10 protein-coding genes are annotated in these 13351 nt (G+C 59.8%); 1 reads left to right on the top strand and 9 read right to left on the bottom strand.

Annotated elements, in window-relative coordinates; all coding sequences use genetic code 11:
- Positions 1-2: 2 nt before the first annotated feature.
- The 9 genes from KUF59_RS18030 to KUF59_RS17990 all read right to left on the bottom strand — a co-directional run bounded on the left by KUF59_RS18030 (position 3) and on the right by KUF59_RS17990 (position 12097).
- The gene (locus tag KUF59_RS18030) at positions 3-1187 is read right to left on the bottom strand and encodes an FAD-binding protein (protein WP_258769799.1); all 1185 of its coding nucleotides are present in this window, start codon (positions 1185-1187) and stop codon (positions 3-5) included.
- A 40-nt stretch (positions 1188-1227) separates the two neighbouring features.
- Positions 1228-2661: an FAD-binding oxidoreductase gene (locus tag KUF59_RS18025; protein WP_258769797.1), complete on the bottom strand. Its 1434-nt coding sequence runs from the start codon at positions 2659-2661 to the stop codon at positions 1228-1230.
- Between the two features lie 311 nt (positions 2662-2972).
- A complete protein-coding gene (gene pyk, locus KUF59_RS18020) occupies positions 2973-4388 on the bottom strand; it encodes a pyruvate kinase (RefSeq protein ID WP_258769796.1) in 1416 nt (471 codons plus the stop codon).
- Between the two features lie 74 nt (positions 4389-4462).
- Entirely contained in the window at positions 4463-5248 is a 786-nt protein-coding gene (locus tag KUF59_RS18015; RefSeq protein ID WP_258769795.1) for an SDR family NAD(P)-dependent oxidoreductase, read from the bottom strand.
- A gap of 27 nt (positions 5249-5275) precedes the next feature.
- The gene (locus KUF59_RS18010) at positions 5276-6304 is read right to left on the bottom strand and encodes a TRAP transporter substrate-binding protein (protein WP_258769794.1); all 1029 of its coding nucleotides are present in this window, start codon (positions 6302-6304) and stop codon (positions 5276-5278) included.
- A gap of 52 nt (positions 6305-6356) precedes the next feature.
- The gene (locus KUF59_RS18005; protein WP_258769793.1) at positions 6357-8207 is read right to left on the bottom strand and encodes a TRAP transporter large permease; all 1851 of its coding nucleotides are present in this window, start codon (positions 8205-8207) and stop codon (positions 6357-6359) included.
- Positions 8208-8318: 111 nt separating this feature from the next.
- A complete protein-coding gene (locus KUF59_RS18000; protein ID WP_258769792.1) occupies positions 8319-9707 on the bottom strand; it encodes a four-carbon acid sugar kinase family protein in 1389 nt (462 codons plus the stop codon).
- On the bottom strand, positions 9704-10981 hold the full coding sequence (locus KUF59_RS17995) for a ribulose-bisphosphate carboxylase large subunit family protein (protein ID WP_258769791.1): 1278 nt from the start codon (positions 10979-10981) through the stop codon (positions 9704-9706). The genes KUF59_RS18000 and KUF59_RS17995 overlap by 4 nt, the downstream gene beginning before the upstream one ends.
- 207 nt (positions 10982-11188) lie before the next feature.
- Entirely contained in the window at positions 11189-12097 is a 909-nt protein-coding gene (locus tag KUF59_RS17990; protein WP_258769790.1) for a LysR substrate-binding domain-containing protein, read from the bottom strand.
- A gap of 177 nt (positions 12098-12274) precedes the next feature.
- Between KUF59_RS17990 and KUF59_RS17985 the strand changes: the two genes are divergently transcribed.
- Positions 12275-13159: a beta-keto acid cleavage family enzyme gene (locus tag KUF59_RS17985; protein WP_258769789.1), complete on the top strand. Its 885-nt coding sequence runs from the start codon at positions 12275-12277 to the stop codon at positions 13157-13159.
- Positions 13160-13351: the final 192 nt, after the last annotated feature.

The following is a 13351-nucleotide window of genomic DNA, read 5'->3' as shown; positions in this document are numbered from 1 at the left end:
CGTTACAGCTCGGGAAACATCCGGCCAGGATTGAATATGCCGGCCGGATCGAGAGAGGCTTTCAGCCCGGTCTGAAGCCGCGCGATGGCTTTGACCGGCGGATCAAATACATCGACCGCAGCACGGACGTCTTCGGGTGCGCGAACGAGAGTGGCATGTCCACCGGCCTGACGGATCGCTGCGCGAATCGTTGCCGCACCGGCGGCACTGGCCGTTGAGCACGCCAGCCAGATCAACCCGCCACCCCAGTCAAAGAACCACCGCGCATCGATAGTCCGAGCAATCAGCGCCGCGACATCAGGACCTTTGGTGGGTGCCGTCGAGATGCGCCAGATCGCCTTATCGCGCGGCTCAGCGAGGACCGTTGCATCGCGGATCGCCACCCAGAGATCCTTCCCAGTGCCATCGGCAAGCACCTCGGCCGTGCCGAACGCTTTCAAAAGCGACCGCAGCTCCCCGAGGCGATATTCGACCGAATCGGGAAACCCCTCGACGCGGATCAAGGTGCGCGCGCCGCCACCGATTTTCGCGGGCAGGTGCGCTGCACCACTGACATCATACGGCGAGCCGAGTGCCGCCGACAGCGTCGCTATGGCGGTTCGGTCGGAGAGGCCAACCAGGCACAATGTTGCTACACGCTGGGCGCTCGGGACGACTTTGAACGTGACTTCGGTCAGGAAGCCGAGTGTGCCATGCGCGCCGATCATGAGTTTGACGAGGTCAAGGCCAGTCACGTTCTTCATCACACGACCGCCGGACTTGATCGCCTCGCCGCGCCCATTGACGAACCGCACCCCGAGAGAACTATCGCGGGCTGCCCCGCCAGCGATCCGGCGCGGTCCTGAAAGGTTCATTGCGGCGACCGCTCCGATCGTCGGTTCACCGTCGCTGCCCAGCAGTGGGCGGTAGTCGAGGGGTTCGAAGGCGAGCTCTTGCCGATGCTCCGCGAGGAGCCGAACGATCCCGCTGAGAGAGGCGCCAGGCTCGGTGGAAATCACGAATTCTGCTGGCTCATAGAGCGTGACTTTTGTCATTAGCGATGATGAGAGGGTCGACTCGAACTGCGGCGGCCTGCCGAACGCGCGCTTCGTCCCACCGCCCTGAATTGCCAGTGGAGTGCGCTGCGCCGCAGCTTCTGCAACGATTGCGCAGGCATCAGCCTCAGACGTTGGATTATGACGGGTCATATGGACAACTCCCTCCCGATGCCGGTGTCGCACGGCGTAGCTACGCCGTTAACCGGTTGTCGAGCGGGAACACTTTTGCGGGATTGAGCAACCATGCAGGATCGAAGACGGCTCGCACACGCATTTGCTGACGCAGATCGCGTTCCTCAAACTGGAAGCGCATCAAATCGCGTTTCTCGATCCCGACCCCGTGTTCGCCGGTCAGGCAGCCGCCAACTTCCACGCAGTATTTCAGGATGTCTTCGCCAGCTGCTTCCGCCTTTGCCTGCTCGGCAGGATCGTTAACATTGTAAAGAATCAGCGGATGCATGTTGCCGTCGCCGGCATGAAATACATTTGCGACGCGCAGGCCGTAGGATGCGACAATCTCGCCTGTCCGTTTCAAGACGTTCGACAGCTGACCAAGCGGCACCGTACCGTCCATGCAGATGTAGTCGGCAACGCGCCCCGTTGCTCCGAACGCGGACTTGCGTCCCTTCCAAATTGCCGCGGCTTCCGTTGCGGAGCGGCTCTCCTTGATGTGACGGACATTGTGCTTCCGCGCGATTCCGACGATCCGCGCGAGCATGGCTTCCATCTCACGGTCGGAGCCCTCCACCTCGATAATCAGAAGAGCGCCGACGTCGAGCGGATAACCTGCCTTGGCAAATCCCTCCACGATCTCGATCGTCTGCTTATCCATGAATTCAATGGCAACCGGGATGATTCCCGCACCCATGATTGCCGCGACACAGGCCCCCGCTTCTTCGCTCGTATCGAAGCCGAATAAGACGGGCTTGGCGCCCTCCGCGGCGCGACGAATCCGCACGACCGCTTCGGTAACGACGCCGAGCTGGCCTTCCGATCCAACGATGAGACCGAGGAGATCGTAGCCCGGGCTGTCGAGGTGCTCTCCGCCGATCTCAACGATCGTTCCGTCGAGCAAGACAAGCGTCACGCCAAGGATATTGTTCGTCGTCACGCCGTATTTCAGGCAATGCGCCCCACCCGAATTCATGCCGATGTTGCCGGCGATGGTGCAGGCGAGCTGGCTCGAGGGGTCGGGCGCATAGAAAAAGCCTTCATGCGCAACTGCCTGGCTCACAGCAAGGTTGGTCACGCCCGCCTGCACTCGGGCGGTCCGGTTCTCGAAATTGACATCCAAGATCCGGTTCATCTTCGATACGCCGAGAACGATCGCATCCTCCTGCGGAATCGCACCGCCCGCGAGCGACGTTCCGGCGCCGCGCGGAACAACCTTCACCTGATTTTGCGCACAGAACTTCAGGACGGTCGACACTTCCGTGGTGGTCGACGGAAGCACGACCGCGAGCGGCATGCGCCGATAGGCGGTAAGGGCGTCGGTCTCGAAGGCGCGGCGCTCATCTTCGGAGATGATGAGCACCTCCGGGGCAACGAGTTGGCCGAGGCCGGTCAGAATTTCACCGCGGCGGCCGAGCACGGCCTCGTCAGGTATTGGGAATGCAATCGGCATGGCTCTTCCTCCACTCCGCCCGGCAGAATGGGCCTTGTGCCACCAGCCAGACCAGATCCGCGGTTTTGAGGTTAGGTAACATCCTTCGGTTCCCCGACTACCCGCCATGAGAGCGAGCAAATGCGCTAGTCAGATGCGAGCGACCACGCATCACTTGCCTAATTGACCCGTAGCAGCGCGGCAGCTTCCAACGCCCTTTCCTTGGCATGGCTCTTAGTCTGCGAGGCGTAGAAGCCGACACTAGGCGCGATGAAAGTGGACAATTGCCAACGACTAGTTGTAACGGCAATGTGAGTTAAGCTTACAGAAACTCAAGGCACCGCCATGACGCGGATGTTGTTCGTGGTACCGGCCTGCGCGAATGGGATTCCAGCGACGATCACTACCGTGTCCATGCTTTCAGCGAACTGCTCGCCGACCGCGGTAGAGACGGCCCAAGACACCATCTCCTCGTAGTCGTTCACGTCGGTTGACGACACACTGTGCGTACCCCAGAGCAAACAAAGCCGACGCGCAGTGTCCATACTCGGAGTCACTGCAAGAACAGGCACATCCGGACGGCGACGGGCAATGCGAGCTGCGGTCGTGCCTCCAGATGTGTAGACGACGATCGCAGAGGCATGGATCGCAGATGCTAATCCCGCAGCCGCCGCGGCCACCGCGTGAGGGGCCGTCTGCTCCTCCTCCGGACGCAACGCATCGACGATAGAACGATACATCTTGTGACGTTCGGTGCTGCGGATAATGCTATCCATCATCCCCACTGCTTCACGCGGGTAGCGGCCTACGGCAGACTCTGCGGACAGCATTACCGCGTCGGCTCCATCGTAGATGGCCGTCGCTACATCCGATGCCTCCGCGCGGGTCGGCGTCGGCGAAGCGACCATGGAATCGAGCATCTGCGTGGCCACGATTACCGGCTTTACTGCCAATCGACAGGCCCGCACCAATTCCTTTTGTCGGCCAGGAACGTCTTGATGAGGAATCTCGACGCCAAGATCGCCTCGCGCCACCATGATCGCGTCGGATAGACTAATGATGTCATCAATTCGATCGAGGGCCGCCGGCTTCTCGATCTTCGCGACGAGGCCTGCCCGATCCCCGATCAGTCCCCTCGCCTCAATGAGATCTCCCGGCCGCTGCACGAACGATAGCGCCACCCAATCGACGCCCAGTCGAAGACCGAAATCGAGGTCTCCACGGTCTTTCGGAGTAAGTGGCGACAGATCGAGGATCGTGCCCGGCAGGTTAACTCCTTTGTGGTTGGAAAGCTTTCCGCCGATGATCACCTCGGCTTCAAGGCTCTCGCGGTCGAGCGATTTGACGCGAACTCGCAGCCGTCCATCGTCGATCAATAGATCGTGCCCCGGCGCTGCCGCCGCAAACACCTCCGGATGCGGCAATGGGATCGCATCCCGATCACCTTCGGTGCCTTCCTGAACGAACCGGACGGTCTCGCCCGCCACCAACGTCAGGCTCCCTTCGCGCAACGTACCGATACGAATCTTGGGTCCCTGGAGGTCGAGCAGAATACCGATCGGCCTGCCCATCTCGATCTCCAGAGCTCGGATCGCGGCGTGAACCTTGGCATGGTCCTGCTTCGCACCGTGGCTGAAGTTGAGCCGAAACGTATCGACCCCAGCCTCGAACAACTTTCGAAGCATCTCTGGTTCGCAGCATGCCGGTCCAACGGTTGCTACGATCTTTGCTCGGCGGTTTCGGCGCACGTCAGTAATCTCTCCATCGGCAAATCAGGACCGCTCCCGGACGAAGCGGCTCCTCAAGGTGCGTCAATCTCCGGCTATCGCGGAGGCGTCTTGTCAGGCCCGAACATCAAGCCGGCCTCGCGGAACCCTCCGTCGACGTTCAATGTGTGGCCGTGAACGTATCGGCTCTCGTCCGACGACAGGAAAACCGCGGCATCGGCAATTTCCTCCGGAAGCCCATAGCGGCTCATTGGGATGAGATATTCATAGGCTTTCCGCGTCGCCGGGTCGTGTGCCGTCTTGGCCATCTCGGTTTCGATCGCTCCTGGAGCAATGTTGTTGACATTGATCCGGTGCTGCGCGAGCTCGACCGCCATAACCTTCGTGAGCAACTCCAGCCCGGCTTTGGCCGCGCCATATGCGCCTCGTCCGTTTCCACCGCGCTGTCCCGAAAGCGAAGCAATGTTGATGATCTTTCCGCCGCGGCCCTGATTGACCATCTGGCGCGCAACCGCTTGCGCGACAATGAATGCACCAGTCAAATTGATCGAGATCATTCGTTGCCAATCCTCGAGCTTGATGTCGAGGAAGGGCGTATTGCCGCCGATGCCGGCATTGTTGACCAGAATATCCAGTCCGCCGCACTGCTGGGCGATTTCATCCAACAACACGGTCACAGACCCCTGGTCCGCCACATCCACCTTCAAGCCGAGATGTTCCCGGCTTGCGTTTTCGAGCATCGCCGCCGACGCCTTCGCGCCATCAACGTTGAGGTCCGCGATGACAATGCGAGCCCCTTCTCGCGCCAATGCCTTCGAGATCGCGAAGCCGATACCGCGCGCGCCACCCGTGACGAGCGCCACCTTGTTGTTCAATCTCATGTCGATCTAACTCCCGCCTCGTCGTCTTCAGGTCAGCTTTCCGGTGGTGCGCTCAAGCGTCGTCCACAGTTCTTCGCCATACTTCGCACGCCACTCCTTGTAGAATCCCGCAGTACGAAGCGATTCCCGGAAGGCCGCGACGTCAGGCTCATTGAAGATGAGGCCCTTCTTGGAGAGGTCGCCGCGCAGCGATGTCGCGAGCGTTGCCATGTCCTTTCTCTCGGCCGTCACGGCATCGTTGATTGCAGTCGTGATAATCTTGCGGAGATCCTCCGGGATGGCCTCCCAGTTCCGCTTGTTGGCGACGCAGAAGAAGGCGTCCCACATGTGGCCGGTCAAGGCACAGTATTTCTGAACCTCGAAGAGATTCGCCGTGAAGATATTTGCCAGTGAATTTTCTTGACCGTCGACGATCTTGGTCTGCAGCGCGGAATATAGTTCGCTGTAGTTGATCGTCGTCGGCGCGGCGCCAAAGGCCTGGAACATCGACGTCCAGAGCGCGCCGACCGGCACGCGGATCTTGACGCCCTTCAGATCGGCGGGGGTGTTGATCTGCTTCGTGCTTGTGGTGATGTTGCGGAATCCGTTGTCCCACATCTTGCCCACGGTTACGAGGTTCGCTTTTCCGATAGCAACCCGCAACGCATCGCCGAGCTCTCCGTCCATCGCCTTCCAGACGGCATCGTAGTCGGGGAAGATGAACCCCAATCCGTAGATCGATGCCGATGGGACGATCGTCGAGAGAACATTGATCCCGGAATTGAGAAACAGATCGAGTCCGCCGGCGCGCAGTTGCGACAGCATGTCTGTGTCACCGCCGAGCTGGTTGTTGGGAAATACGTTGATTTCCACCCGCCCTTTCGTCTCCGTCAGCACCCGTTCAGCCGCCTCTCTGGCGCGCGTCGTAATCGGATGCGACTCGGCGAGATTGAAGCCCCAGCGAAGCCGAAACTCCGCGGCCGCCTGAGCGCTTTTGATCGGAAGGCCAACGCCAGTCGCCAGAGCTGCTGCCGTGGTCCCCTGCAGAAAAGTCCTGCGATTGAAAGTCCGCTTCATTTGCTTCCTCCATCCTCTACTTGGTTTGTCTCTTGTGGTTGAGCATCACCGCTCACAGGAATCCGGTCGATATCCAAGGAACGAGCGCCACGATCACGAGCCCGATCAACAGGGCCGCCATGTAACCCACGATGGGCTTCATTCCGGCGTCCGGATTCACGCGACTGATCGCGCAAGCTGCGTAGTAGCCAACGCCGAAGGGCGGCGCGAACAGACCGACGCCCATCGCCAATATGACGACCATCGAATAGTGGACCAGATCGATTCCGAGCGCTTGAGCGATCGGGAAAAGCAGCGGCCCAAAAAGAACGATCGCGGGGATGCCCTCGAGCACACTGCCCAAGATGACGAAGGCCACGATGGACACCGCCATGAAGCTCATCGATCCGCCCGGCAACTGCTTCATGGCTACGGCGAGCGAGCGCGAAAATCCGGATTGCGTCAAACTCCACGCCATCGACGTCGCGGTGCCGATGATGAACAGAATTGCGCCGGACAAGCTGGCGGTTTCGACCAGCATGGGCTTGATCCGCCGCCAGTCGAACTGCCTGTAGAACAGGATGCCGACGACAATCGCATAGACGATCCCGATCGTGGACACCTCGGTCGCGGTCGCCACGCCTTCGATGACCGCAGAGCGAATGACGAACGGCAGTGCGATGGCCGGCACGGCGATCAAGAACGTCTTGCCGATTTCCTTGGCGGAGGCGCGACGAGCGAGGCTGCGATCCTCGTTGCGGTACCTCCACGCGATGACGCAACAGAGCGTGATCGCCAGGATGACGCCAGGGAGCAAGCCGCCGGTGAACAAGGCCGCGATCGAGACACCGGTAACAGACCCGATCGTGATGAGCACGATACTTGGGGGAATTGTCTCAGTCTGGGCGCCCGTCGCTGCGAGCAATGCGACGAGGTCTCCCTCCTTGGCGCCGCGGCGCTTCATTTCCGGGAAGAGGACAGGCGCGACCGCCGCCATGTCCGCAGCTTTCGACCCCGAGATGCCGGAGACGAGGTACATCGCTCCGACGAGCACGTACAACAGGCCTCCGCGCACATGGCCCAGCAGGCTGGCAAGGAATGCAACCATGGCCCGCGCCATGCCCGTCATTTCGATGAGCTGGCCGAGGAAGACAAACAGAGGAACCGAAAGCAGGATCAGATGGCTGACGCCCTCGTCAATGCGGCCCACGATGATGAGCGGCGGTGTCCTCGTGGTGAGCATGAGATAGCCGAACGTCGCCAAACCGAACGAAAAGGCGATCGGCACTCCGGTGAACACGGCGCACGCCACCACGACGACGAAGAAGATGACGAGATTGATGTTGCCAAGCGGCCCAAAGATCGGCTGGAGCAACCAAAACACGCCCACGATAAACGCGACGATGCCGAGCGAAGAAAAGATCAGCCTCGTGTCAGCGAGGCGAACGAGCCGAAGCAGTGCAAACATGCCCATCAACCCGAAGCCAACGGGTGCAGCGGTGGCGCGCCACGCATTGGAGAGGTCCATCGCCGGAGTTCTGACAATAGCTTCCTCGATGGCGTATTCGAGCGTGGCCGGGAAGAGCAGGACGACAAACCCCAGCGCTGCGGCCAACGCGATTGCGTCGAGTTGCGCTCGCATCCGGGGCGATACGAACGCGAATAGGGCCGTCATCCGCATGTGCTCGCCCCGCCGCAAGGCGATGGCGGACCCCAGCATCACGAGCCAGAGAAACAACATGGATGCGAGTTCGTCCGACCAAATGATCGGCTTGAGGAAGACGTAACGCGCCAGAACACCCGCAAACAGCAGCAGTATCTCGGCGGCAAGCAGTATGGAGACGCAAACCTCAAGCAGCCGGCCGATCAGTCGGTCGACACCGTCTGCAGCCGCGAGCAGGCCGCTCTTGCTTGAGTTCTCCATGGCTTCTTCCAGAACCGCGCGTGAACCAGCGTCGCCCGCACCATCGTGCGCAACCACGCCACCTGAAGGCATCGATGGGACACTCACGGCATCCTCCCTGTTTCGCTTTTGTTAAATTTTGCCCAGCCACCCGTGTTTGAAGAAATCTTCTTCGCCGAGTTGACCGCCTTTAAAGGCTATCTGAAGTCCATCCAGTCGCCCGCGTGTCGCTCGGGCTCTGCAAAGAGGAACACCCGGACTTACGCGGGCCGCAATTTGGAGGGCGTCGATGTCCAGCAGCTGCGCGACCTGGCTCGACGTGTCGCCGCCCGACAACAACAATCTCTTCAAAGGCACCGCATCGAGGATGTCACTGACGAGCTGTCCGAGCTTCCGGCCGAGATTGCGGCCGCCCTCATGCTTGGCGAGTTCGCGAGACATTCCTCCGCCGACGAGCTTCTCAATCATCTTTCCGATCCGCGGATCATTCGGACCGCGGGCCGTGTGCAATATGACGCTGCGCCCTTCCTTGAGAAGAGAAATGGCGCGTTGGACGATTTGGGTCGCGACGGCGCCATGCTTGTCGGGATCAAGCAAGTCTGCTGCATCGAGAGGCACTTCAGCAAAACCGGCCCGCACGGCGGCCTCGATCTGCAAGGCCGTCAGCGAGGAAGCGCTGCCCGACACAGCGAGCACCTGGTCAACCGGGGACGGGTTACCGTAGGTTTTAGACGGCGGAGGAATGATCCCGGCCTCGCGCCACCATTGCATCAAGGCGTATTCTACGCCTGACGGGCCGACCACAAATGCGCTTCGATTCTCCGTCGCGCGATCGGCGATCAGTCGACCAACCTGCGTCAGTTGCGACGCATTCGCGGAATCCAGCAAGATCGCGTCGGGCCCGAGTTTCGTCAGTTCTGCGAACCGGTCGGCGGCCCTCGCATAATCCTGATCAAGGAAGGGCAACGTGAGCTTTTCGATCTTGAGCGCTGCCTGCCGCCCGATATGGACGGCCAGATCGCTTTCGTTCATCGGCGTGACCGGATGAACGCTCATGATGGGGTGACGATCGATCCTGTAGATATTCCCGTCCGTCCCGGATCGGGCGAACAGATTGCCGAAGAGGCAGTATCGTTGCAGCGAAGGCGTTCCGCCAACGATCGGGATCGGATCGTTGCCGAACACCGACTTCGCGATCTCGATCACCCGGCCGATGCTGCCGATCTCCGGTGAGCTGTCAAAGGTCGAACACACCTTGTAGTGCACGATCGGTGCGCCGAGCGATGCAAGGTACCGGAAATCTCCCGACAGGCGCTCGGTCATCTCCGCGGGAGACATGCCGCGGCTTACCCCGGCGAGGCCGACGACCTCGATGTCGCCGAAATGCTTCAAGACGTCTGGCGTCGGCGGACGTAGAAACAGGGCCGCACGCAGCCCGGCGAATGCCACAGCCTCAAGAGCGTCAGTCGACCCCGTGAAATCGTCGCCGTAGAATGCCAGCCGGTATCGACCTTGGGTCACGTCGCGCCCCCGAACTTCGAGAGGGCGAGATGAAGCGGCCGATGCGATTTGGCGTATTCGGTTACTGATACGCCTTGAACTGCGGCTTCCCACGCTTCGCGCAGGCTCATGACACCGTCAGCAATGCCACCTGGATGCCCCATGATGCCGCCTCCAGCCAGATGCATCAGATCGACGCTTCCAAGCCGCTCAAATGTATCGCCGGCTTGTCCTGCCCACTGTCCTGACGAGAAGACCGGCATCATCGGCTTGACGCCTGAAAACGCCGATAGACACGACCTTGCCGAAGCAATGACCGAATCATCGGGCTCCCAGAATTTGCTCCTCAGGCCGTTGACATGCAGATGATCGACACCGGTCAAGCGCCATAGCTTTTGAAACGCGGCAAAGTCGAAGCCGAGCCACGGGTGGCGTGTAAACAGACCCCATCCATTGCGGTGACCGTGGATCGGTAGATTAGTGTATGTTCGCAGATGTTCAATTGCCGAAAAGCCGCACCAGTTCACACTCACCATCACGCACGTGCCGCCGGCTTCCAGAACCAGGTCGTGGCGACGTCGCATGTCGTCGATCGAGCCACTGATGTTGATTGCGTACATCGGCTTTCGACCCAACCGATCGGCATGCTTTTCGATGACCGGGAACACAGCCTTCAGGCGCTCCTCAAAGGGCGCATACGGCGGATCCGCGATCAGCTCGTCATCCTTGAGAAAGTCTATGCCCGCTTCGCAAATCTTGTCGACGAGCGCGGCGGTCTCGGACGGAGACATGCCAATGCTGGGTTTCAGGATCGTGCCAATCATTGGCCGATCAAAGACTCCGGCCAGGCGTCGGGTACCATCGACACCAAACTTCGGCCCTGGAAAGCCGGCGGCATAGCTAACGGGCATGTCGATGTCGAGAAGCCGGAGACCAGTCGTCTCGCCGAGTTCGAACAGATTGCCCGCAACGGTGGCCAACAACGTCGGGATATTGCAGCCCACATTATCGATCGGAAAGGCGATTTCGATTTCGGCGCGTTGAAACGCTTTTGGTCGATCCTTTTTCTCGAAGAAAGAGCTGCGGAGCGTCGGGCTATCGACAGGCGGCAACTCGGTTACACTCGTCACCCGGGCTCGCGACCGCTTCTTGAGTTCATCCGTTTCGCCGGGCAACGCAAGAAACGTCCCGCTCGATTGCTCTCCGGCAATGACTTCCGCTGCCCTCGCCACGCTATCGCCGGTTTCGACGAGATATCGGGCGGTGAACTCGGATCGCGGATTATCGCTGCGCATGGTACGCCCTGTCGAGGTTTGCTGCGTTTCTTCCGAAAATTCGTCTCTTCCATCCGGACGGCCAACAGAACCGTTCGTGTGATGGACCGGCACATCTGACCTTGAGTACACCGCGGCAGCAAACGATATTGATGAAGCGGACTGTGAGAAAAACTCACATCCCGCGATCCACGGATCCAACACGGCTCGGGGCTTCGAACGACTGGACTAAGCGTCCACTCTGCCCAACGTTGCACACATCTTCGCGGTGGCGGACATCTCGCGCGTGAGCCAGTAGGAAACGGCCCTACTCTCGGGACGGGTCGCCACGTGAGGGGCCGTCCACAACATCAACTTTCGCTTGCCGGGGATGCTTCCGAACGGCGCGACCAGTCTTCCACTGTTGATCTCCTCGAGGACAAACATCGTGGGGACCAGCGCCAAGCCAAGGCCACACAATGCGGCCTGGATGAGCAAATAGAAGTGTTCGTAGGATTCTTGAATGCGGACATCTTGCCGCAGCCCCAACTCGTCGAGCCAGTCCGACCAGGCCTCGGGACGCGTCCGCGTGCCCAACAAACGGCAATCCGCGATGTCGCTTGGCTTTTGGAGCTTGTTAGCCTTCGCATAAGAAGTCGCACAAACGGGTGAAATCCACTCCCGCGTAAGCTCTTTTATGACAACATCCTTGGGTGGTGCAATGGTGCTGGACCGGATTGCGATACTTACTTTATCACGGATGAAATCCACTTGATCGTAGTTCAGATTGAACTGGAGATCGATGTTTCGATGAGCATCGTGAAATGCCGCGAGGCGGGGAATTAGCCAATACATCATAATGGTCGCGGAGCATGAAACCGTCAGCGGTCCAGGCAATATCTGCTCGACACTACCATCTATCAGATTGAATGCAGCGGTGAGTCCTTCGGCCAGGCGACTCCCCTCAGGCGTCGGGTCTGTCGAGGAGGACGTTCGTACCAAGAGCGGAACGCCAAGCAATTCTTCAAGCGATCGAACATGGCGACTGATCGCTCCATGAGTCACCGATAACTCAAGCGAAGCCGCAGTCATGCTGCGCAACCGTGCCGTTGCTTCGAAAGCACGTAACGCGTTGAGCGATGGCCTTGGACGCGCCATTCGTTTCCTCAAAATGACATTCTAGCGGCTGTGAGCTTTTATCACAAGGGTGGCGTTAAAAGTCGTTTGGGGGTTCTGCGCCGGAGTCTTAAGCTGGCGCAACGCTCGATCGTGGCTGGCCCAACCCACTACGGACGGCCTTGAAGTCTGCCTGGTCGTTGGCATGAGGCATCAAAAATGACGCACAAGAAGATGATCGTCGAGGCTCGCGTGAACGAATACGCGATGCGGGATGGAAACCCTCACGTTCCTTGGACGGCAGATGAGATCGCCGAGACGGCAGCTCTCTGCCGCGAAGCTGGGGCTTCAATTCTTCACTTCCACGCTCGTGCGGACGACGGGGCGCCGCTCCATACCGCCGAAAGGAACGCTGAGATCATCCGAAAGGTTCGGCAGAAATGCGACATGCTGATCCTGCCAACGCTCGGCTTCTTCGCCAACGATACCGAGCCGAATGCGCGGATTAACTGCATTTTCGAACTTGCCAAGGACCCGGCGACCAAACCGGACATCGTTCCGATTGATACCGGCAGCACCAATCTCGACGTGTTCGACCGTGAGAAGCTCAGTTTTTCGCACTCCGATCGCGTTTACGAGAACCGAACCAACGCGGTGGAGCACTACTTTCGTTCCCTGAAGAATGCCGGCATCAAGCCGAAGATGACCTGCTGGTCGATCGGCTTTGTGCGACGCGCGCTGGCATTCATGGAGATGGGCCTCGTGGCCGAGCCCGGCTACTTCCTGCTCAACATGACCGATGGGCCGTATCTGACGGGCCATCCCGGCACGCTCGAAGGATTGGACGCGTTCTTGCCGTTTCTGCCCAAGAGCGTCCGGCACAGCTGGACTGCCAATATTGTCGGCGGAAATTTGTTGGATCTGTGCGAGGGCGTCGCGAGGCGTGGCGGCAATATCGCTCCGGGGATTGGAGACTACCCGTACATTGAGCTCGGCTGTCCGACTAACGAGGAACTCGTCCGCCGCACTTGCATAATCGCGAGAGGATGCGGCCGGGAGATCGCCTCTCCAGATGACGTCCGGGAGATTCTCGAAATCTCCTGATGCGGCGCATCTCGATACGATCGGCACCGGATAACGCCCTTCGGTAAAAATCAGCCAACGATACCAGGAATTCTGCACATCTCCGAGGTTCTCCCTGACTGTGCCGGGATCTCAATAGATCCCGGCACTTTTTTTGCGGCAGGTGCAGCTTGCGGGCGCAACCCTCACTTAATGCCGAATGAAGAAGTCCGA

The sequence above is a fragment of the Bradyrhizobium arachidis genome (assembly GCF_024758505.1).
Lineage (GTDB): Bacteria > Pseudomonadota > Alphaproteobacteria > Rhizobiales > Xanthobacteraceae > Bradyrhizobium > Bradyrhizobium manausense_C.
The sequence above is the reverse complement of the archived record's forward strand: the minus strand, read 5'-3'. Positions and strand labels throughout refer to the sequence as shown.